The sequence below is a fragment of the Sphingomonas sp. MJ1 (PH-R8) genome, assembly GCF_048058635.1.
Lineage (GTDB): Bacteria > Pseudomonadota > Alphaproteobacteria > Sphingomonadales > Sphingomonadaceae > Sphingomonas.
Genome location: NZ_JBBEFX010000016.1, coordinates 20,964 through 42,789 on the forward strand (window position 1 = coordinate 20,964; position 21,826 = coordinate 42,789).

At 67.8% G+C, this 21,826-nt stretch carries 20 protein-coding genes; 16 read left to right on the forward strand and 4 right to left on the reverse strand.

Translation table 11 applies throughout. The annotated features are described in order from the left end of the window. The first annotated feature begins 81 nt into the window (after nt 1–81). Genes VPH46_RS13010 through VPH46_RS13020 form a run of 3 tightly spaced genes read left to right on the forward strand, consistent with a single transcriptional unit; the run spans nt 82 to nt 3,642 of the window. On the forward strand, nt 82–1,593 hold the full coding sequence (locus VPH46_RS13010; RefSeq protein ID WP_416611840.1) for a S1C family serine protease: 1,512 nt from the start codon (nt 82–84) through the stop codon (nt 1,591–1,593). Beyond that, complete coding sequence (locus VPH46_RS13015) at nt 1,593–3,161, forward strand: alpha/beta hydrolase (protein WP_416611842.1); 1,569 nt, start codon at nt 1,593–1,595, stop codon at nt 3,159–3,161. The genes VPH46_RS13010 and VPH46_RS13015 overlap by 1 nt, the downstream gene beginning before the upstream one ends. Further along, nucleotides 3,148–3,642, forward strand: a complete 495-nt coding sequence (locus VPH46_RS13020) for a GNAT family N-acetyltransferase (RefSeq protein ID WP_416611844.1) — start codon at nt 3,148–3,150, stop codon at nt 3,640–3,642. Before VPH46_RS13015 ends, VPH46_RS13020 begins: the two co-directional genes overlap by 14 nt. 1 nt (nt 3,643) lies before the next feature. Here VPH46_RS13020 and VPH46_RS13025 read toward each other — a convergent pair whose 3' ends face one another. Then, complete coding sequence (locus tag VPH46_RS13025) at nt 3,644–4,318, reverse strand: dienelactone hydrolase family protein (protein WP_416611846.1); 675 nt, start codon at nt 4,316–4,318, stop codon at nt 3,644–3,646. A gap of 255 nt (nt 4,319–4,573) precedes the next feature. Here VPH46_RS13025 and VPH46_RS13030 point away from each other — a divergent pair, with 255 nt between their 5' ends. From VPH46_RS13030 to VPH46_RS13070, 9 genes are all read left to right on the forward strand, one after another. Beyond that, nucleotides 4,574–5,122: a F0F1 ATP synthase subunit delta gene (locus tag VPH46_RS13030; protein ID WP_125961636.1), complete on the forward strand. Its 549-nt coding sequence runs from the start codon at nt 4,574–4,576 to the stop codon at nt 5,120–5,122. 2 nt (nt 5,123–5,124) lie between these two features. Continuing rightward, nucleotides 5,125–6,654 (forward strand): F0F1 ATP synthase subunit alpha, encoded by a 1,530-nt coding sequence (atpA, locus tag VPH46_RS13035; protein WP_132883055.1) that lies wholly within the window; start codon nt 5,125–5,127, stop codon nt 6,652–6,654. A gap of 136 nt (nt 6,655–6,790) precedes the next feature. Further along, complete coding sequence (locus tag VPH46_RS13040; protein WP_416611849.1) at nt 6,791–7,672, forward strand: F0F1 ATP synthase subunit gamma; 882 nt, start codon at nt 6,791–6,793, stop codon at nt 7,670–7,672. 23 nt (nt 7,673–7,695) lie between these two features. Further along, the gene (gene atpD, locus VPH46_RS13045) at nt 7,696–9,168 is read left to right on the forward strand and encodes a F0F1 ATP synthase subunit beta (RefSeq protein WP_129340096.1); all 1,473 of its coding nucleotides are present in this window, start codon (nt 7,696–7,698) and stop codon (nt 9,166–9,168) included. Nucleotides 9,169–9,287: 119 nt separating this feature from the next. After that, nucleotides 9,288–9,539, forward strand: coding sequence for an ATP synthase F1 subunit epsilon (locus VPH46_RS13050; RefSeq protein ID WP_125961575.1), 252 nt, complete (start codon nt 9,288–9,290; stop codon nt 9,537–9,539). A 171-nt stretch (nt 9,540–9,710) separates the two neighbouring features. Then, nucleotides 9,711–11,255, forward strand: coding sequence for a CpaF family protein (locus tag VPH46_RS13055; RefSeq protein ID WP_416611852.1), 1,545 nt, complete (start codon nt 9,711–9,713; stop codon nt 11,253–11,255). Between the two features lie 44 nt (nt 11,256–11,299). Beyond that, nucleotides 11,300–12,478, forward strand: coding sequence for an aspartyl protease family protein (locus VPH46_RS13060; RefSeq protein WP_416611854.1), 1,179 nt, complete (start codon nt 11,300–11,302; stop codon nt 12,476–12,478). 83 nt (nt 12,479–12,561) lie between these two features. Continuing rightward, complete coding sequence (locus VPH46_RS13065; protein ID WP_416611856.1) at nt 12,562–12,915, forward strand: hypothetical protein; 354 nt, start codon at nt 12,562–12,564, stop codon at nt 12,913–12,915. 92 nt (nt 12,916–13,007) lie between these two features. After that, on the forward strand, nt 13,008–13,898 hold the full coding sequence (locus tag VPH46_RS13070) for a DUF5677 domain-containing protein (RefSeq protein ID WP_416611857.1): 891 nt from the start codon (nt 13,008–13,010) through the stop codon (nt 13,896–13,898). Here the strand turns inward: VPH46_RS13070 and VPH46_RS13075 are convergent. After that, nucleotides 13,859–14,284, reverse strand: coding sequence for a HEAT repeat domain-containing protein (locus VPH46_RS13075; RefSeq protein ID WP_416611859.1), 426 nt, complete (start codon nt 14,282–14,284; stop codon nt 13,859–13,861). The two genes, VPH46_RS13070 and VPH46_RS13075, sit on opposite strands and share 40 nt — an antisense overlap. Before the next feature lie 48 nt (nt 14,285–14,332). Then, the gene (locus tag VPH46_RS13080; protein ID WP_125961572.1) at nt 14,333–14,518 is read right to left on the reverse strand and encodes a hypothetical protein; all 186 of its coding nucleotides are present in this window, start codon (nt 14,516–14,518) and stop codon (nt 14,333–14,335) included. A 55-nt stretch (nt 14,519–14,573) separates the two neighbouring features. Here VPH46_RS13080 and VPH46_RS13085 point away from each other — a divergent pair, with 55 nt between their 5' ends. Further along, complete coding sequence (locus tag VPH46_RS13085) at nt 14,574–15,380, forward strand: class I SAM-dependent methyltransferase (protein ID WP_416611861.1); 807 nt, start codon at nt 14,574–14,576, stop codon at nt 15,378–15,380. A 175-nt stretch (nt 15,381–15,555) separates the two neighbouring features. Here VPH46_RS13085 and phaR read toward each other — a convergent pair whose 3' ends face one another. Further along, the gene (phaR, locus tag VPH46_RS13090) at nt 15,556–16,134 is read right to left on the reverse strand and encodes a polyhydroxyalkanoate synthesis repressor PhaR (protein WP_125961570.1); all 579 of its coding nucleotides are present in this window, start codon (nt 16,132–16,134) and stop codon (nt 15,556–15,558) included. A gap of 14 nt (nt 16,135–16,148) precedes the next feature. Between phaR and VPH46_RS13095 the strand changes: the two genes are divergently transcribed. The 3 genes from VPH46_RS13095 (at nt 16,149) to VPH46_RS13105 (ending at nt 21,795) form a co-directional block, all read left to right on the forward strand. After that, on the forward strand, nt 16,149–17,228 hold the full coding sequence (locus tag VPH46_RS13095; protein ID WP_416611863.1) for an alpha/beta hydrolase: 1,080 nt from the start codon (nt 16,149–16,151) through the stop codon (nt 17,226–17,228). Between the two features lie 48 nt (nt 17,229–17,276). Beyond that, a complete protein-coding gene (locus VPH46_RS13100) occupies nt 17,277–18,452 on the forward strand; it encodes an acetyl-CoA C-acetyltransferase (RefSeq protein WP_416611865.1) in 1,176 nt (391 codons plus the stop codon). Nucleotides 18,453–18,633: 181 nt separating this feature from the next. Continuing rightward, nucleotides 18,634–21,795 (forward strand): TonB-dependent receptor domain-containing protein, encoded by a 3,162-nt coding sequence (locus tag VPH46_RS13105; RefSeq protein ID WP_416611867.1) that lies wholly within the window; start codon nt 18,634–18,636, stop codon nt 21,793–21,795. Nucleotides 21,796–21,826: the final 31 nt, after the last annotated feature.

The following is a 21,826-nucleotide window of genomic DNA, read 5'->3' on the forward strand; positions in this document are numbered from 1 at the left end:
CGGCATGCCCCTCACACCCCGCTTGAACCCCGCCGCGCTTTCCCCGAAACAGGCGCCGGTTTCTTCTGGGGGCAAGGCCGCGTGGCGCGACTGCTGTTGATGCTAGGGTTTCTGGTCGCGTGGGCAGTCCCCGCGCAGGCCGACGACATTTCGGCCGCGGGCCGCGGCGTGGTGCGCGTCGTCACCATCGCGGTGGTCGATGATGAGGTCGTCGGCTTCGGTCACGGCAGCGGCTTTGCGGTCGGCCCCGACCGGATCGTCACCAACGCCCATGTGGTCGAACTCGCCGGCCGCTACGAAGGCAATGTCGTGATCGGCGTCGTCCCCTCCGAAGGCGACAAGTCCTACCAGGGCCGGTTGATCGCGCTCGACCAGGAACGCGACTTGGCGCTGATCGAGGTGCAGGGCCTGAAGCTGCCGCCGCTGGCGCTCTACAACGGCCCGATCGGCGAGGGCGAGGCGACCGTCGCGCTCGGCTATCCCGGCAACGTCGATCTCGCGACCGCGCAGTCCGCCTCCGACTATATCCTGCCGCTGTCGCCCGTGCGCTCGGAGGGCGTGTTCTCCGGCCTCCGCCGCCTCGGCACCACTGGCGTGCTGCTCCACACCGCCAGCATCGCGCGCGGCAATTCGGGCGGCCCGCTGCTCGATCGCTGCGGCCGCGTGCTGGGCGTCAACTCGGCGCTGACCCGCGGCGACGACGGCGATGCGAGCTTCGGCTTCGCGATCGCCGGCAGCGAGCTCGCCGGCTTCCTGCGCGAGGCCGGGCAGTCGGCAACGCTGGTCGGCACCAACTGCATCAGCATGGAGGAGCTGCTGGCGCAGGATCGCGCCGCCGCCGCCGATGCCGCGCAGCAGGACGCCGCTCGCGCCCGCACCGCCGCCGAACGTGCCGCCGCCGACCGCGCGCTCGCGATCGAAAGCGCGCGTGAGCGCAACGAGGCCACGCGCGAGAACTTCATGGCCGGGGCCGCAGTGCTGCTCGTCCTGGCGGGGCTCGCCGCCGGGGGCGCGGGGCTGATGGCGACGCGCGGCAAGCGGCGCGAGGCGATCTGGGCAGGCGCCGGCGGCGGCGTGCTGCTGCTGGGCGCGGTGGCGCTGTTCCTGGTCCGCCCGTCCTTCGACCCGGATTCGGTGCCGGAACCGACCAAGACGACGAGCACGGCCAACGGCCTGACCGGCAAGCTCCTGTGCACGCTGGTGCCGGAGCGCAGCCGCGTCACCGTCTCCGCCACGCCCGAAGTGGCGATGGACTGGCAGGCGAACGGGTGCATGAACGGCCGCACCCAATATGCCGAGGCGCCGAACCACGGCTGGGAGCGCATCCTGGTCCCGGACGACGAACAGACGGTATCGGTGCTCCGCTACGAGCCGGCGACCGGCACCTACATCAACACCCGCTACATGCTGGGCGCCGATCGCATGGCGGAGGCGCGGCGGCTGCGCGAGGGCGTCGCGCTGAAGCAATGCGCCGGCGAGAGCGCGGGCCGCGCCAATCTGGCGACGCAACAGGCGGCGATCCGCGGGGCACTGCCGCCGCTGCCCAACGAGCGCCTGGTCTATCAATGCCATCCGGCACGGGGGACGAACTGATGCTGCGCAACCTGACGCTCACGACCACGCTGCTCCTCGCGAGCGTCGCGCTTGCGGCACAGGATGCGCCGCCGCTCGCCATCCCCGTCGCCGCCGCACCCTCGCTGGGCACCACCAACGCCGGCCGGCTGCTGGTGTTCGCCACGGCCGCGGAGCCCGGCGCCAAGCCCGAGGAGGCGATCGACGTCTCCCCCTTCTCCCCCAACGCCACCTATGTCGCGGCGCGCGAGGTGAGCGACTTGCGCCCCGGCACCCCCGCGCTGGTGGACACTAATACGGACGCCTATCCCGCGGCGTTCTCCACCCTGCCGCCGGGCACCTATCGGGTGCAGGCGCTGCTCGATCGCGATCATAGCTACAACTACAGCGGCCGCGATGCCGGGGACCTCTTGTCCCAGGTGGTGACGGTGACGCTGCCCGGCCCCGTGCCGATCCTGCTGCTCGACCATGTCGAGCCCGCAGCCGACGACACCGCGATGCTCGCGCGGCTGCCGGCCGAACGCCGCAAGCCGCTGGAGGCGGCGCTCGCCAGGGTCGAGCCGGTCGAGGTGCACAGCCCGCTCCTCACCCGCTTCTGGGGCCGGCCGACCAGCATCCAGGGCTGGGTGGCTCTCCCGCCCGGCTATGCCGAGGGCAAGACGACCTATCCCACCGTCTATTCGGACGGCGGCTTCGGCAGCACGCTCGGCTCCACGCGGATGAGCGCTGCGAGCATGACGGCGATGATGGCCAAGGGCGACGCCCCGCCGATGATCTGGGTCTATCTCGACCATCACATCGCCACCGGCACCCATGAGTTCGCCGATTCGGTGAACAATGGCCCCGTCGGCCAGGCGCTGGTCGAGGAGGTGATCCCGGCCCTCGAGCAACGCTACTGGATGGATGCGCGGCCGAGCGGCCGGTTCCTGACCGGCCACAGCTCGGGCGGCTGGTCCACGCTGTGGCTGCAGGTCGCCTACCCGAAGACGTTCGGCGGCAGCTGGCCGACCGCGCCGGACCCGGCCGACTTCCACGACTTCACCAACGTGAACCTCTACGACGACGCCAATTTCTATGCCGGTGCCGACGGCAAGGACCATCCGCTGGTGCGCAAGGACGGCAAGGTCGTCGCCACGCTGCGCCAGTTCGGGCGGCTGGAGCAGGTGCTCGGCCCCTATGGTGGCCAGTTCGCGAGCTTCGAATGGGTTTTCTCGCCCAAGGGCGCGGACGGGCGGCCGCTGCCGGTGTTCGACCGCGCGACCGGCGTGATCGACAAGCAGGTCGTCGCCTATTGGCGCGACCATTATGACGTGGCGCACATCGTCGCGCGCGACTGGCAGACGCTGAAACCGGACCTGGACGGCAAGATCCACCTGACGGTGGGCACCGCCGACACCTTCTATCTCGACGGCCCCGCCCGGCGGCTGAAGGCGGTGCTCGACGGTCTGGGCGCGAAGTCCTCGTTCCGCTTCGTGCCCGGCAAGGACCACGGCAACCTCTATGAGGCGGAAGGCGACCGCGGCGCCCTCACCAAGCAGATCGCCCGCGAGATGTACGCCGTCGCAAGGCCCGACCGTGCCCAGCGCTGAGGACGGCATCCGCTTCCACGCAGGCGAGCTCGACGCCGCGGACGTCCAGGCGCTGCTCGCAGCCCATCTCGCCGGGATGCACGCACAGTCCCCGCCTGAATCCGTCCACGCCCTCCCGCTGGAGGGGCTGCGGCGCCCGGACCTGACCTTCTTCTCCGCGCGCGACGCGGACGGGCAGCTGCTCGGCGTCGGCGCGCTGCGCGAACTCGACGCCGGTCATGGCGAGATCAAGTCGATGCGCACCGTCGATTGCGTCCGCAACAGGGGCGTCGGTGCCGCGGTGCTCGGCCACCTCCTCCGCGTCGCGCGCGAGCGCGGCTATGCCCGGGTGAGCCTGGAGACCGGGACACCCGAGGGCTTCGCGCCCGCACGCCGGCTCTACGAACGGCACGGCTTCACCCGTTGCCCGCCGTTCGCCGACTATCGCGAGGACCCGTTCAGCTGCTGCATGACGCTGGAGCTGGACGGGCCCGCCGCCTGACTCACCCGCCGTTGGCGCGGAACAGCTCCAGCGTGCGCTCCCGCGCCAGCTTGGCCGCCTCCGGGGAATAATCGTCGCGCCGGTCGGAGTTGAAGCCGTGGCCGGCGTCATAGATGTAGAGCGTCGCGTTCGCCGGCTCGGCCGCGGCCAGCGCCTCGACGCCTTCGATCGGGATGCCGTGGTCGTGGCGGCCGAAGTGGGCGATCGTCGGCACCTTGGGCGCTTCCGTCGATTCGGGCACCAGCCGGCCGTAATAGCTCGACACCGCCGCCAGCCCCTCGACCCGCGCCGCCGCGAGCCAGGCGACCGACCCGCCATAGCAATAGCCGACCGCGAACACCGGGCCCTTCGCCTTCAGCGCGTCGACGCATACCTGCACGTCCGCGACCGAAGTCTCGATCGGATGGATGTCGCGCGACAGCTCGATGCCGCGCTGCAGCCCCTCGCCGCCATAGGCTGCCTCGAAACCGGGTGCTTCGCGGTCGAACAGCGCAGGGGCCAGCACCTCATAGCCGTCCGCGGCAAAGCCGTCGCACAGGTCGCGGATATGGTCGGTGATGCCGAAGATCTCCTGCACCAGCACCAGCCCGCCGCGCCGCTCGCCCTGGGGCTCGGCGTGATAGACCCCGATCTCGGCGCCGTCCGCCATCGTCATCCGGATCATGCTGCCATTCATCTGTCATTTCCTCTGGCTAGGGATCGCCCCGCAGGCTTTTCTTGTCAGGCGGGGCCGGATCGGTCCACCGCTGCCGTTTCTTTGAGCATCCGCGCAACGGAAACGGGCGCGTGACTTGCATCCTGAGCCCCCCTTTGCTAACCGCGCGCCAGCCATTCAGGGGGGCGTTTATCCGGCACTGCCCTGTTCCCCATGGCATAAGCGCCTTCTTGGACAAGTTGGGATAGGGATCGCGTGGAGACTTCCGGCGGCAATATAAGCGGTGGCATCCAGGCGAGCCTGGCAGGCCGCTACGCGACCGCGCTCTTCGAACTGGCGCGCGACGACCAGTCGATCGCGACGGTCGAACAGAGCCTGGGCGGCGTGCGCCAGGCGCTGAACGAATCGGACGAATTCCGTGCGCTGGTCGCGAGCCCGCTGGTGGCGCGCGACGCCGCGACCAAGGCGATCGAGGCGGTGGCGGATTCGATCGGTGTCGATCCCACCACCAAGCGCTTCCTGGGCGTGCTCGCCCAGAACCGCCGCCTGAAGGAGCTGCCCGCGGTGATCCGCGCGTTCCGGGCGCTGGCGGCGAACCATCGTGGTGAGGTGACCGCAGAGGTTGCTTCCGCCCACACGCTTACCGACGATCAGGTCGATGCGCTGAAGCAGCAGCTTCGTGCCCGCGTCGGCCGCGACGTCTCCGTCGACCTGAAGGTCGACCCCTCGCTCCTGGGCGGGCTGGTCGTGAAGATCGGCAGCCTGATGATCGACAGCTCGATCAAGACCCGTCTGAACACTCTCGCGCACGCGATGAAAGGCTGAACATGGATATCCGCGCCGCAGAAATCTCCAAGGTCATCCGCGACCAGATCGCGTCGTTCGGCACCGAGGCACAGGTCTCCGAGACCGGCACCGTGCTGTCGGTCGGCGACGGCATCGCGCGCATCTACGGCCTGGACAACGTCCAGGCGGGTGAGATGGTCGAGTTCGCCAACGGCATCCAGGGCATGGCGCTCAACCTCGAAGCCGACAACGTCGGCGTCGTGATCTTCGGCTCGGACGCCGAGATCCGCGAGGGCGACACCGTCCGCCGCACCGGCACCATCGTGGACGTTCCCGTCGGCAAGGGCCTGCTCGGCCGCGTGGTCGACGGCCTCGGCAACCCGATCGACGGCAAGGGCCCGATCGTCGCCGAGAAGCGCAGCCGCGTCGAGGTGAAGGCACCGGGCATCATCCCGCGCCAGTCGGTCAGCGAGCCTATGCAGTCGGGCCTGAAGGCCATCGACGCGCTCGTGCCGGTCGGCCGTGGTCAGCGCGAGCTGATCATCGGTGACCGCCAGACCGGCAAGTCGGCCGTCGCCATCGACACCTTCATCAACCAGAAGGAAGTCAACAAGGGCACCGACGAGTCGAAGAAGCTCTACTGCGTCTATGTCGCAGTGGGTCAGAAGCGCTCGACCGTGGCCCAGCTCGTCCGCACGCTCGAAGAGAATGGCGCGATGGAATATTCCATCGTCATCGCCGCGACCGCATCCGAGCCGGCGCCGCTCCAGTTCCTGGCCCCCTACACGGGCGCGGCGATGGGCGAGTATTTCCGCGACAACGGCATGCACGCGCTGATCGTGTTCGACGATCTGTCGAAGCAGGCGGTCGCCTATCGCCAGATGTCGCTGCTGCTGCGCCGCCCGCCGGGCCGCGAAGCCTATCCGGGCGACGTGTTCTACCTGCACAGCCGCCTGCTCGAGCGCGCGGCCAAGATGTCGGACGCGATGGGCGGCGGTTCGCTGACCGCGCTGCCGATCATCGAGACGCAGGCGGGCGACGTGTCGGCCTACATCCCGACCAACGTGATCTCGATCACCGATGGCCAGATCTTCCTTGAAACCGACCTGTTCTTCGCGGGCATCCGTCCGGCGATCAACGTCGGCCTCTCGGTCAGCCGCGTCGGCTCGGCCGCGCAGACCAAGGCGATGAAGAAGGTCGCCGGCTCGATCAAGCTGGAGCTGGCGCAGTATCGCGAGATGGCGGCGTTCGCGCAGTTCGGCTCTGACCTCGACGCCTCGACCCAGAAGCTGCTCAACCGCGGCGCGCGCCTGACGGAGCTGCTCAAGCAGGCGCAGTTCTCGCCGATGCCGTTCGAGGAGCAGGTCGCGTCGATCTTCGCCGGCACTCAGGGCTATCTGGACACCGTGCCGGTCGGCGACGTCGTCCGCTTCGAGCAGGCGATGCTGTCGGACCTGCGCGCCAACCACTCGGGCGTGCTCGCCAAGATCCGCGACACCAAGGATCTGGGCGACGAGGCGAAGTCGGGCCTGAAGGCAGCGCTCGACAGCTTCGCCAAGACGTTCGCGTAAGGACTGACGGCACAACAATCACCCGTCACCCTGAACTTGTTTCAGGGTCCATCGTGCCCCAAGCGGCGGCGATGCGATTGGAGAGATGGATGCTGAAACAAGTTCAGCATGACGGTTTGGGGAAGTGACGAACTAAATGGCCTCTCTCAAGGCACTCAAGGTCCGGATCAACTCGGTCAAATCGACCCAGAAGATCACCAAGGCGATGAAGATGGTCGCCGCCGCCAAGCTGCGCCGTGCGCAGGAGGCGGCGGAGGCCGGCCGCCCCTATGCCGAGCGGCTCGAGGCGGTGGTGTCGAGCCTCGCCTCGCGCGTCGCGATCGGTGAGGGCAGCCCCAAGCTGCTCGCCGGAACCGGCCGCGACCAGGTGCACCTGTTCGTCGTCGCCACCTCCGACAAGGGGCTGGCCGGCGCGTTCAACAGCAACATCGCCCGCCTCGCCCGTCGCCGCGCGCTGGAGCTCCAGGCCCAGGGCAAGACGGTCAAGTTCTACACCATCGGCCGCAAGGGTCGTGCGGTGCTCGCCCGCCAGTTCCGCGACGGCTTCGTCCACGCGATCGAGCCGGGCGATCTCGGCAAGCTCGGCTTTGCGGACGCGCGCGGCTATGCCGACGACCTGATCGCCCGCTACGAGGCCGGCGAGTTCGACGTCGCGCACCTGTTCTACGCGACGTTCAAGTCGGTGCTGACGCAGGAGCCGACCGAGCAGCAGCTGATCCCGGTGGCGATCCCCGCCGCGACGGAAGCGACCGGCGCCGCCGACGCGGTGGTCGAGTATGAGCCGGACGAGGAGCACATCCTCGCCGATCTGCTCCCGTCGAACGTCGCGGTGCAGCTGTTCCGCGCGATGCGCGAGAATGCCGCGTCCGAGCAGGGCTCCAAGATGACCGCGATGGACAACGCCACGCGCAACGCAGGTGACCTGATCAAGCGCCTGTCGATCCAGTACAACCGTGCCCGCCAAGCCGCGATCACGACCGAGCTGGTCGAGATCATTTCCGGCGCGGAAGCGCTCTAAGTTCCGAAGGCAAGGAAGAAACAATGGCCACCGCCGCAGAGACTTTCGCCCCCGTGGCGACCACCAACAACGTCGGCCGCATCAGCCAGGTGATCGGCGCGGTCGTCGACGTGAGCTTCGACGGCGCGCTGCCGGCGATCCTCTCCGCACTGGAGACGGACAACAACGGCAACCGCCTGGTGCTGGAAGTCGCCCAGCACCTGGGTGAGAACACCGTCCGCACGATCGCGATGGACGCGACCGACGGCCTGACCCGCGGCCAGACCGTGACCGACACCGGCTCGCAGATCCGCGTGCCGGTCGGTCCCAAGACCCTCGGCCGCATCCTGAACGTCATCGGCGAGCCGATCGACGAGCGCGGCCCGGTCAATGCCGAGGTCACCGCCCCGATCCACGCCAAGGCGCCGGAATTCGTCGAGCAGTCGACCGAGAGCGCGATCCTGGTCACCGGCATCAAGGTCATCGACCTGCTCGCCCCGTACGCCAAGGGCGGCAAGATCGGCCTGTTCGGCGGCGCCGGCGTCGGCAAGACCGTGCTCATCCAGGAGCTGATCAACAACATCGCCAAGGGCCATGGCGGCACCTCGGTGTTCGCAGGCGTCGGCGAGCGTACCCGTGAGGGCAACGACCTCTACCACGAGTTCCTGGACGCAGGCGTCATCGCCAAGGACGCGGACGGCAACCCCACGTCCGAGGGTTCGAAGGTCGCCCTGGTCTATGGCCAGATGAACGAGCCGCCGGGCGCCCGCGCCCGCGTCGCGCTGTCGGGCCTGACCATCGCGGAATATTTCCGCGACCAGGAAGGCCAGGACGTGCTGTTCTTCGTCGACAACATCTTCCGCTTCACCCAGGCGGGCGCGGAAGTGTCGGCACTGCTGGGCCGCATTCCGTCGGCGGTGGGCTATCAGCCGACCCTGTCGACCGACATGGGCGCCCTCCAGGAGCGCATCACCTCGACCAACAAGGGCTCGATCACCTCGGTTCAGGCCGTGTACGTCCCCGCGGACGACCTTACCGACCCGGCGCCGGCGACCTCGTTCGCCCACTTGGACGCGACGACCGTGCTTAACCGCGCGATCTCCGAGCTCGGCATCTATCCGGCGGTCGATCCGCTGGACTCGACCAGCCGCGTGCTCGAGCCGCGCGTCGTCGGCCAGGAGCATTACGAGACTGCCCGCGCCGTCCAGGCGATCCTGCAGAAGTACAAGTCGCTGCAGGACATCATCGCGATCCTGGGCATGGACGAGCTGTCGGAAGAGGATAAGCTGACGGTCGCCCGCGCCCGCAAGATCCAGCGCTTCCTGTCGCAGCCGTTCCACGTCGCAGAGGTGTTCACCGGCATCCCGGGCGCCTTCGTGCAGATCGAGGACACGATCCGCTCGTTCAAGGCGGTCGTGAACGGCGAGTACGACCATCTGCCGGAAGCGGCCTTCTACATGGTCGGCGGCATCGACGACGTGGTCGCCAAGGCCGCGAAGATGGCGCAGGACGCGTAAAGCAACCCACCCCTCCCCTTCAGGGGAGGGGCCGGGGGTGGGGCATGTCTCACCGAGACCTGCACCCGTGGCCCCCACCCCAACCCCTCCCCTGAAGGGGAGGGGCTTAGGATGAAAAGATGCTGCACTTCGAACTCGTCACCCCCGAAAAGCTCGTCCGCTCGGAGGAGGTCCACATGGTGGTGGTGCCCGGCACCGAGGGCGACTTCGGCGTGCTGGAGGGGCATGCCCCCTTCATGTCGACGATCCGCGAGGGTGCGCTCCAGATCTTCCGCACCGCCGGTGGCGAGCCGGAGACGCTGGCGATCCACGGCGGCTTCGCCGAGGTCAACGACCGCGGCCTGACCGTGCTGGCCGAGCGCGCCGGCTGATCGATCGCCTCCCGAAGGTCCGATAGCGGCCCGCCCTGCCCCGGTTCTTCCGGCGGCGCGGCGGGCCGGTTTCGTTTCGGGCCGCCCGCCCGAACCGGCATTAGGCAATTGTCAAAGCTTGCGCGTTATCCTGACGGTACCGGGAAATCCCCGAGGTTGAGGACGTAGCAAGTGAGTGCATTCGGTCGACGCAATCATCTCGGCGCTCCTGCCGGGCGCCCGCAGTTCGGCGTCGCCCGCCCCATGCAGGGGGAAAGCACCCTCGCCCGTCCCGCCGATACCGATGGCACCGGCCAGTTCCCGCCCATCGCCGACATCCCCCTGCCCGGCAGCGAATCGACGCCCCTCGCCGCGCCGCCGATCGACATGCCCAGCGTCCACGCCGACGCCATGCAGCGGCTGGCCGACCGGCAGGCCGCGTCCGGCGAGGCGAGCAACAGCCGGGTCGAGGGCTTCGAAAGCTCGATCCACCGCATCAAGGAACAGGTGCTCCCGCGCCTGCTGGAGCGCGTCGATCCGGAAGCGGCCGCGACCCTCAGCAAAGACGAACTGGCCGAGGAATTCCGCCCGATCATCGGCGAGGTGCTCGCCGAGCTGAAGCTCACCCTCAACCGGCGCGAGCAGTTCGCGCTGGAAAAGGTGCTGGTCGACGAGCTGCTGGGTCTCGGCCCGCTCGAGGAACTGCTGGCCGACCCCGCGATCAGCGACATCATGGTCAACGGCCCCGACCAGACCTTTGTCGAGCGCAAGGGTAAGCTGGAGCTCGCCAACATCGCCTTCCGCGACGAGGAGCATCTGTTCCAGATCGCGCAGCGCATCTGCAACTCGGTCGGCCGCCGCGTCGACCAGACCACGCCGCTCGCCGACGCCCGCCTGAAGGACGGCAGCCGCGTCAACGTGATCGTGCCGCCGCTTAGCCTCAAGGGCACGGCGATCTCGATCCGCAAGTTCTCGGCCAAGCCGATCACGCTCGACATGATGGCAGGCTTCGGTTCGATGAGCCCGAAGATGGCGACCGCGCTCAAGATTGCGGGCGCCAGCCGGTTCAACATCGTCATCTCGGGCGGCACCGGCTCGGGCAAGACGACGATGCTCAACGCCTTGTCGAAGATGATCGACCCGGGCGAGCGCGTGCTGACGATCGAGGACGCGGCCGAGCTTCGCCTGCAGCAGCCGCACTGGCTGCCGCTCGAAACCCGCCCGCCGAACCTGGAGGGCCAGGGCGAGATCACGATCCGCGACCTGGTGAAGAACGCGCTGCGTATGCGGCCGGACCGCATCATCCTGGGCGAAATCCGCGGCGCCGAGTGTTTCGACCTGCTCGCCGCCATGAACACCGGCCACGACGGCTCGATGGCGACGCTCCACTCCAACAGCCCACGCGAATGCCTGGCGCGCATGGAGAACATGGTGATGATGTCGGACATCAAGGTGCCCAAGGAAGCGATCAGCCGTCAGATCGCCGACTCGGTCGACCTGATCGTCCAGGTGAAGCGCCTGCGCGACGGCTCCCGCCGCGTCACCAACATCACCGAGGTGATCGGCATGGAAGGCCCGGTGATCGTCACGCAGGAGCTGTTCAAGTTCGAATATCTGGACGAGTCCGCCGACGGCAAGATCATCGGCGAGTATCGCTCCATGGGCCTGCGCCCCTACACGCTCGACAAGGCCAAGCAGTACGGCTTCGACCAGGCGCTCTTGGAGGCCTGCCTCTAGGCGGCGGGCTGGCGCGACTCGCGGAGGCTTCCTAGGCTGCCGCGATGCGCATCGCGCTCGCCCTCCTGGCCGCGGCTCTGGCCGTGTCCCCCGTTCCCGCCGCCCAGGCGCCTCGTACGTCCGTGGAGATGCTGGCAAAGGATAGCGCCGAACGCTGGGTGCCGTTCGAACTCACCCCCGCCAACCACATCCGCTTCGCGATGAAGATCGAGGGGCGGCCTGCAAGCGCGCTGCTCGACACCGGCGTCACCCACTCGATCCTGGACGCCGGCTTCGCCCGCACCGCCCGACTGAAGACCGAGGCGCGCGGCACCGCGGCCGCGATCGGCGGCGACTTGCCGCTCAGCTGGGCAAAGGTCGCGCGGCTGTCGCTGGGCGGCCTGCGCAGCACCGAGCGGCCGATGGCGCTCCTCGACCTCTCGCAAGTGCACACCGGCGACGGCCGTCCGGTGGATGCGCTGATCGGCGCGGACCTGCTCGGCCCCCATGCGCTCGACATCGATTTCGCGAGCCGCCGCTTCCGCCTGCTGCCGAGCGGCGCCGCGCCCTTCCCCGGCGCCCGCGCGCCGCTGTCGCGCGGCCCCGACGGGCTCTACGTGACCCAGGCCCGGCTCGGACGCGCGTCGCTCCGCCCGGTGATGATCGACACCGGCGACGGCACCAGCGTCAGCGTCACGCGCGCCCAGTGGCGGGCCGCCCGCCTGCCCCAGCGCCCGCTCACCTCCACCATCTCCTATGGCCTCGCCGGCCCGGTCGAGGCGGGCCTCACCGTCACCGACGCGCTGCGACTGGGCGACGCCCCCGCGACCGAGGTCGAGCTGCGGATCGAGGGCAAGGACTTCGCCGACCGCACCGGCATCCCCAGCCGCATCGGCGTCGGCTTCCTTCAGCGCTTCCGCGTCCTGCTGGACCCAGGCGCCGGCCACCTCGTTCTGGCCCCAATCGAGGGCACCGCCGCCGGCCCGCCGCGCTCCACCAGCGGGCTCCTGCTCGGCTATGCGAACAACCGGCTGAGCGTCCTCCACGTCATGCGCGGCAGCCCCGCGGCCAAGGCCGGCTGGCGCCAGGGCGAGCAGATCTGCCAGATCGACGGCGCTCCGGTCCGCGAGACCGCCCCCGGCGCCGCCGATCTCGCCTGGGCCGCCGACACCCCCGGCCGCAAGCTGCGCCTAGGCCTCTGCGACGGCACCGACCGCACCCTCACGCTGGCGAAGTTCTATTAGGTCGGGGGAAGCACCCGCCTGCGCCCACTCTCGTCATCCCGACGAGGGCCGGGATCCATTGAGCCACAGGCTCACGCGAAGAAGTGGACCCCGGCATCCGCTGGGGTGACGAAAGAAGACGGCCCGGGGCGGCTGAACGTGCAATTGCGGACATTCCGAAGGAGCTTATGTTGTTACAGCATCAGACTGTGGGGAACGTCATGGGCGAGATACCAAAGACGAAGCGCTACACCGCGTACGTCAGCCTGTGGGTCGGGATTTTCTTGGCGTTGCCGCTGTGGCTTGAGTTCCGCGAGCCTGCACGGCAGGGTTGGAATTTCTTCTTGGCAGCGTTCGTGGTCGCTCTCATTGCCGGCACCTTCCTTGGTATTCGTCGGTTGCAAAAGGGACATGTTGAGGTTGGCGAACCCCGCTTCCGGTCAGGTCAGCGGGACTAGCTGCCAATGCCCGCTTGCCATCAAGCTCAGCCGTTCCAGAGGGGCCGCAGGTCAACGGCAGGACACGCCGAGCCCCCTGAGGGCGCTGATTGATGGCCGATGACCATGTTCTTCGCCTAAGCTGCACGGAGCAGGGCTTCATAGACGCGTTTCGTACGCACGGCTTTCTCTCACCCTACATCGAAGAAGCCGTGCCTGCGTATATTCGCCCACACGCTGAGTGGTTCGCCCATGCGGAAGCGCTGAACAAGGCAGGGCTCGATGCCTTCTACCGCCGCGAAAATGAAGTGGAAGGGTTGTCGAGCCAGCACCCCATATCGCTGTCAATCAGGATGACTTTCCGGGCACTGTCTGCCTGTCAAGGAGCGCTGATCCTTTATCACCGGGCAATGGTGCAGGAAGGGGAGACCCTTACCCGCAACATCTACGAGACGGCATTTTGGCTCGGCTACCTCTACAAGGATGGTCCCGCCGCTACCCGTGCCTTCATCAACGATGAACGCAAATCGCAGAAGGCGCGCGCTTCCTACTATCTGGAGCAGTTTGCCTCCGGGGCATACGATCGCAACCCAGAGATTGAAGCGCAACTTCGGGAGCAAGTGGCCGAGCTTAAGTCGAAGATCACCAAAGCCGATGATGTGCCCGTGCAGGAGGCGGCGAGGCGCAGCGACCTTTACGGCTATTACGAGACTTATAAGCACCTGAGCGCCGGATCGGCGCACAACTCGCTCAACAGTCTTCACCGCTACCTCCACCGCAATCCCGATGGTTCTTACGATGGTCACATCGTAGGTCCCGATCCCGATTCCCTTGTGGATGCGCTCCCGGTCTTGTGCATCGGTCTAGGCATTACGCTCGCGATGTTTTGCACGATCGTTGCGCTAGATCACCCGGAGGATGAGCTACAAGCGCTGCTCATCAAGACGGACACGATGCGAAAAGCTCAGAAGGCGGCGGGCGGCGGTATTACCACGATGGCGTGACCCTGGTCGGCGATCAGGGACGGATTCGCGCAGAGTGCGGCTGCCTCCAGCATCGGGATCACCACCGACTCCCCGCGCAGGCCCTGCTGCACGAGCGGAAGCGCCAGCTGCACATCGCGCAGGGCGATCCCCAGCACCGCTTCCCCACGCACCACCTCGTCGTCATCTTCCGCCGCCCGAAGCAGGGCTTCCCGGACTTCGCGGCCGTCGACCGTTTCCTGAGCAAGCAGGAAGGTCGCCCAGTCCCGGTTCGACGGGTTCCGGTCCCGCGTCATTTCGATCAATTGGCGCACGTTCGCATCCGCCCACTCGCTTCCGGAGAGCGGCACCTCCTCGGCAACGATGGCCCTGAGGAAATCCGATTCGGGCTCATACCGGGCGCTCATCTCACATCCCCCGATTTCCCCTGCCGGGACGCAACGCGAAGCTGCCCCTCACCCCGTGAGCGCGAGCGCGCCCAGGATCACCGCGCACAGGATCGCGGCCATCTGGATGCCGGGCCAGGGCATCACCCCCACCCGGTCCAGGTCGGCGCGGCGCGCACGCCGCGCGTCGGCGACCCCGCTCGCCACCGCCACTGCCGCCAGCGCGGCCGCTCCGCTCCAAAGTCCCACTTGCATCCACCGCGCTTAGCCGCACAACATCGCCGCGTCACCTTTTTGGAAGGTCGTTCCGATGCGCCCGATGCTGCCGATCCTCGCCCTTGCCGCCGCTGCGGTCCCCCTGGCGGCGACCGCCGTCGCCCGGCCTGAGGCGCCCAAGCAGGCGCTCGCCGCCGCGATCGCCGCGCCCACGCGCACCCCCGCCAACGTCGCCCGTGACCGCTATCGCCACCCGGCCGAGACGCTCGCCTTCTTCGGCGTGAAGCCTTCCGACACGGTGGTGGAGGTCTGGCCGGGCGGCGGCTGGTATACCGAGATCCTCGCCCCCTATCTCGCGCGCACCGGCACCTATTACGCCGCCGCCCCGCTGCCGAACGGCGCCAAGGGCGTGCAGGCGCTCCAGGCGAGGGACGCCGCGCGCTATGCCAAGGTGCGGATCGCGGGCTTCCCGGCCAAACCCGGCGACGCGACCGTGCCCGACGGCAGCGCCGACGTGGTGCTCACTTTCCGCAACGTCCACAACTGGCGCTTCGGCGGCGCGGACCAGGCGCAGGCGATGTTCGACGCCATGTTCCGCATGCTCAAGCCCGGCGGCACGCTGGGCGTGGTCGAGCACCGCCTGCCCGAGGCGCGCGACGCCGCCGCCGAGGAGAAGAGCGGCTACCTGAAGGAAAGCTCGGTGATCGGCTTCGCCAGCAAAGCCGGGTTCAAGCTGGCCGGCCGGTCCGAGGTGAACGCCAACCCGCGCGACACCGCCGATTGGCCGCAGGGCGTGTGGACGCTGCCGCCGAGCTATCGGCTGGGCGACACCGATCGCGCCAAATATGCCGCGATCGGCGAGAGCGACCGCATGACGCTGCGCTTCGTCAAGCCGCGCTGACCCTCAGAGCTGCGCAAGCCACATACTGCCGTACCCCCGCGCAGGCGGGGGTCCAGCGCCAAGCAGAACAACCGCTGGCCGTGTTTAGGACCCTGGGCTCCTGCCTTCGCAGGAGCACGACGGAGTCCGGGGGCGGCGGACGGCTGACGCGCCGTCCCTGCCCCGGGAAACCGGCTCACTTGGCCAGCTTGTCGACCTTTTCCTGCAAGCGGGCGAGTTCTGCGCGCAGCGCCTGCATCTCGCCCTCGCCGCCCTCGTTCGCGGTAGGCGCCGGGACGCTGCTGTCGTTGGCGGCCCCGGTCTTGAACGCCGCGGTCGCCGCCTCGAACATCGCCATGTTGCGCTTGGCGATCTCGGCGAAGGGCGTGTTGGCGAACGGCGAATTGGCGAACGCGCCCTCCACCGCCGACTTGAACTGCTCCTGGTTGCGGCGGAAGCTGTCCATCGACGCTTCCAGATAGCCCGGCACCATCGCCTGCATCGAATCGCCATAGAGCGCGATCAGCTGGCGCAGGAAGCTCACCGGCAGCATCGTCTGCCCGCGGCTTTCCTCCTCCATGATGATCTGCGTCAGCACATTGTGGGTGATGTCGTCGTCGGACTTGGCGTCGACCACCTTGAAGTCGCGACCCTCGCGAGTCATCGCGGCGAGATGGTCCAGCGTGATGTAGGACGAAGTCTCGGTATTGTAGAGACGCCGGTTGGCGTATTTCTTGATGATGACGGGCCCGCCATCCGACACAGTCTTTTTCATGCAGAACCCCTGAAATGTCTGACTCGACAATATCACCCTTTTCTGCCGCGCTGCAACGCGGGCCGCGTCCGCTGCCGCTCTTCCTGGAGATGCTGCAGTCGGAGACGGCGGGCGCCCCCGATCGCCGCGCCGCAGCACTGGCGGGCCTCCGCGCGTTCCAGCAGGCGCCGCGCCCCCCGCGCGCCCCAGCGCCTGCGGTGCTGGCACGGTGCGGACGGGCGACCCTGCACGATTATGGCCAGGGCGCCGACGCCGGCCGGCCGGTGGTGTTCGTTCCCTCGCTCATCAACCCGCCCTTCGTGCTCGATCTCGCGCCGGACAATTCGCTGCTGCGCTGGCTGGCGGGCCAGGGCATGCGCCCGCTGCTGGTCGATTGGGGCACGCCCGCGCCGTCCGATCGCGACCAGGACATCGACGCGCATGTGACCGGCCTGCTGCTGCCGTTGCTCGATGCACTGCCCGAGCCGCCGGTGCTGGTCGGCTATTGCCTGGGCGGCACGCTTGCGCTCGCGGCCGCAGCACTCCGGCCGGTCGCGGGGATCGCGCTGATCGCCGCACCCTGGCACTTCGCCGGCTTCGGCACGGGCGCACGCGCGCGCATCGCGGCGCTGTGGCAGGCGGCCGAGCCGACCTGCGCGGCGCTTGGGCTGGTGCCGATGGAGGTGCTGCAATCCGGCTTCTGGCGGCTCGACCCCGCCCGTACGGTCGCCAAGTTCGAGGCGTTCGGCACCCTCGATCCCGGCAGCGCGAAAGCGCAGGCCTTTGTCGCGCTGGAAGATTGGGCCAATTCGGGGGCACCGCTCACCTACGCGGCCGGGCGCCAGCTGTTCGAGGGCTTCTTCGGCGACGACCTGCCCGGCACCGGCCGCTGGCAGCCGGGCGGCCGCCCGGTCGCCCCCGCCGCACTCGCCTGCCCGTCGATCGACTTCGTGGCGCAGGGTGACCGCATCGTGCCCGCACCAAGCGCGGCCGGCCTGCCCGACCGCCACCCCGTCGCCGCCGGCCATGTCGGCATGGTGGTGGGCAGCCGCGCGCCCGCGCTGCTGTGGCAACCACTCGCCGACTGGATAAGCCGGGTTCCCGCGCCTAGATAGGCGCAAAGCGCCGCACCAGGGCGGCCGCACCTGAGAGGACTCTGCCGCATGACCGAGATCGTGATCGCCGCCGCCAAGCGAACCCCGGTCGGCAGCTTCCTGGGCGCGTTCGCCACCACCCCCGCCCACGAACTCGGCCGCCAGGCGATCGAGGCCGCACTCGCGCAGGCCGGCGTTGCGCCGGAGGACGTGTCGGAGGTGATCCTGGGCCAGGTGCTCACCGCCGCGCAGGGGCAGAACCCCGCGCGCCAGGCGTCGATGGCGGCTGGCATCCCCAAGGAAGTGCCCGCCTGGGGCGTGAACCAGGTCTGCGGCTCGGGCCTGCGCACCGTTGCGCTCGCCTATCAGGCGATCCTGACCGGCGACGCCTCGATCGTGGTGGCGGGTGGCCAGGAGAGCATGTCGCTGTCCGCCCACGCGCAGGCGCTGCGTGCCGGCTCCAAGATGGGCGACGTCGCGCTCGTCGACACCATGATCAAGGACGGCCTGACCGACGTCTTCAACGGCTATCACATGGGTATCACCGCCGAGAACCTGGCCGCGCAGTACGAGGTCAGCCGCCAGGACCAGGACGCGTTCGCCGTGCGCTCGCAGAACCTGGCCGAACAGGCACGCAGCGAAGGCCGCTTCAAGGACGAGATCGCCCCCGTCACGGTGAAGGGCCGCAAGGGCGACACCATCGTCGTCGACGACGAATATATCCGCGCCGGCGCCACCCTCGACGCGGTCTCCGGCCTGCGCCCGGCGTTCAAGAAGGACGGCACCGTCACCGCCGGCAACGCCAGCGGCATCAACGACGGCGCCGCGGCGCTGGTGGTGATGTCGGCCGACGAGGCGAAGCGCCGCGGCATCACCCCGCTTGCGACGATTCGCAGCTGGGCCTCGGCCGGCGTCGACCCGTCGATCATGGGCATCGGCCCCGTCCCCGCATCGCGCCGCGCGCTCGAAAAGGCCGGCTGGACCGTCGAGGATCTCGACCTGATCGAGGCGAACGAGGCCTTCGCCGCCCAGGCGCTCGCGGTCGGCAAGGACATGGGCTGGGACGCGGACAAGGTGAACGTCAACGGCGGCGCCATCGCGATCGGCCACCCGATCGGCGCCTCGGGCGCGCGCGTGCTCACCACGTTGCTCTACGCGATGCAGGATCGTGACGCGAAGAAGGGACTCGCCACCCTGTGCATCGGCGGCGGCATGGGCATCGCGATGTGCGTCGAGCGGCCGTAGTCGCTTGGCGTAAATATCACGATTCTCACCGGCAACAATCTTTTGTTACAAGAATGTTGCCGGTGCGACACACAGCGCGCCGTTAATCGCCCGTACAGACAGGCAAGCCTTGCCAAAGCGGCCGGTGTTCCCTCTGCTTTCCCCAATCTGGCACTTCAGCTAGAGACCATGGGGCATGTAAATGAACATCTGCAGATTACTCTCCGCAACCGCGCTTGCGTCGCTGAGCGTTGCGGTGCCGGGGATTGCGTGGGCGCAGGACGCGTCGGAGAACCCGGCTGGCATCGCCGGTCCGAGCGAGAGCACTCAGGAAGAGGCTCCTGCCGAACCGCAGTCGATCATCGTCACCGGCTCGCGCATCGCCTCGCCGAACCTGCAGTCGGTTACCCCGATCCTGAGCGTGACCGCTGAAGAGCTGCGTCAGACGGGCCAGGTCTCGATCGGCGACACGCTGAACGACCTGCCGGCGCTGAACAGCACCTTCAGCCAGTCGAACTCGACCCGCTTCCTGGGCACGGCCGGCCTGAGCCTCCTCGACCTGCGTGGCCTCGGTACGGTGCGCACGCTGACCCTGGTGAACGGACGCCGCCACGTCGGAAGCGACATTCTCAGCAACGCCACCTCGGTGGACGTCAACACGATTCCGTCGGACCTGATCGATCGCGTCGACACGGTCACCGGCGGCAACTCGGCGATCTACGGTTCCGACGCGATCGCGGGCGTCGTCAACTTTGTCCTCAAGAACGACTATGAGGGCCTCGGCCTCCGCGCCCAGGGCGGCATCAGCGAGCATGGGGACGCCGGCGCCTATTCGGCCAGCCTGGTTGCCGGCAAGAACTTCGCCGAAGGTCGCGGCAACATCGCCGTCAACCTCGAATATGCGCGTCAGAACGACTTCTACGCCTCGGATCGCAAGTCCTATCGCACGGTCAACTCGTTCCTGACCGTGGACACCGATCCTGCCGGTTCGATCAATGGCAGCGACGGCATTCCCGATCGCATTCTCTATCGCGACGTGCGTTCGACTGCCGTCTCGAGTGGTGGCCTGATCCTGTTCGGTCCGGGTGGCAACAATCGTTGCGGAACCGATCCGTTGGGCGTGGGCTATACCTGCTCCTATTTCTTCCAGCCCGATGGCAGCCTTGTTCCTCAGACGGGCGCACGCGCGGGCCTGGCACCGAATGGTTCGTTCGTTGGCGGCAACGGCGAAACCCTGCGGGAAGGCAAGCTGGTCCAGTTGCTGCCGCAGCTCGATCGTTATGCAGCCAACCTAATCGGTCACTTCGACGTTTCGGATGCGTTCATCCCCTTTATCGAAGCCAAGTACGTCCGCACCAACGTGGTCGGCACGGGCACCAGCGGCCCCGCTTTCTACCAGGGCAACACGATCGACGGCTTCTACGAGCGCCCACGCCTCGACAATCCGTATCTGTCGGCCTCGGCACGGGCCACGGTGACGGAACAGCTTCTGCTCGGCGGTACCAACCCGTACACGCGCGCGCCGCTCACGGATGCAGAACGCGCAGCCATCGCCGACGGCTCGTTCCGCTTCGCGGTTCGTCGCAACTTGATGGATCTCGGCAACCGCACCGAGGAGTCGCGGCGCGAGACCTATCGCTTCGTCGGCGGTTTCCGCGGCACCTTCAACGATGACTGGAACTATGAAGTCTCGGCCAACTACGGCGAGTTCAAGGAGCGCACGCGGGTTCTCGGCAACCTGAACACCCAGCGCTTCCTGCTGGCCGCGGATGCGGTTCGTGATCCGGCAACCGGGAACATCGTCTGCGGCTCGCAGCTCGACCCGACCCGCGCGTACGACGACTTCGGTGGCAACCCCGACGTTTTGGCGGCGGACATCGCGGCTTGCCAGCCGCTTAACCCGTTCGGCGCTGGCAACATCTCCCAGGCGGCGCGCGACTACATGGTGAGCGACACCACCTCGGTGGGTAAGATCACGCAGTTCGTCGGTTCTGCGTTCCTTTCGGGTGACTCCAGCCAGTGGTTCGAACTGCCAGGTGGCCCGGTCGGCTTCGCCGTCGGTGCCGAATACCGCCGCGAAACCGCGAGCTTCCGTGCGGATCCTCTCGTCCAGGCGGGCTACACCTTCTACAACGCGCTCACGCCCTATGACTTCCCCGACTATGAGGTGAAGGAAGCCTATGGCGAGCTTCGCCTGCCGCTTCTGCGGGACCTGCCGCTGGTTCGCGACCTGACGATCTCCGCATCGGGCCGCGTCAGCGATTACAGCCGCGGATCGGCCGGAACGGTGTTCGCGTACAGCGTCGGCGGCGAATGGTCGCCCGTTGACGATGTGCGTTTCCGCGCAAACTACTCGCGCTCGGTGCGTGCTCCGAACCTGACGGAACTCTACTCGTCCATCGGCCAGAATTTCGCCCCGGGCTTCGTCGATCCCTGCTCCGCCCGCAACATCGCGACCGGTTCCGAGAACCGTGCAGCGAACTGCGCCGCAGCAGGACGTCCCGCCAACTATGACTATGTCTACCAGTCCTCGCTGGACTTCCTGAGCGGCGGCAACCCCAACCTTAAGGAAGAGACCTCCGACAGCTACACCTATGGTGTCGTGGTCCAGCCGACCTTCGCGCGAGGCCTTTCGCTGTCGGTCGACTACTACAACATCAAGGTCAACGACGTGATCACGTCGCCGTCGGCGCAGCAGATCGCGAATGCCTGCTACGACGCATCGGATCTGGACAACCAGTTCTGCGGCCTGATCCAGCGCGCGGGTCCTGACGGCGGTCCGAACGGGGAAATCCCGTTCCAGATCCTGGAAGGCACGCTCCAGGCGACCCTGCTGAACTATGCGGCTCTGCAGGTCCGCGGCATCGATACCGAGATCGCGTATCGCACCCGGTTCGGCGAGAACAACTCGGTCGGGGCGAAGTTCGTCTGGACGCACCAGCTTGAGAACAGCGAGTTCCTGGATCCCACCGATCCGGGTCGCGCGAACCGCCTGCTGAGCGAGTTGGGCTATCCGAAGGATGCGTTCAACTTCGACCTGGATTTCACCTTTGATAAGTTCTTCGTGAACTATCAGGCACGCTATCTGGGCAAGATGACGTTCGGCGCGTACGAGGACACGAACTCGCTGCAGGGTCGACCCCCGCAGAACGAGGACTATGCGACCGTAGTCAACTATCCGGACGTGGTTTACATGGACGTTCGCCTCGGCCTCAACGTAACCGAGGAATCCATGTTCTACTTCGGCGTCGACAACTTCACCGATCGCCTGCCGCCGCTCTATGCGACCGGCACTGCCGAAGGCAGCGGCATCTACAACAACCGCGGCCGCTATTTCTACGCGGGCGTGTCGGCAAGGTTCTGATCTTGTCACATTGTTGAATGCGGGGGAGCCG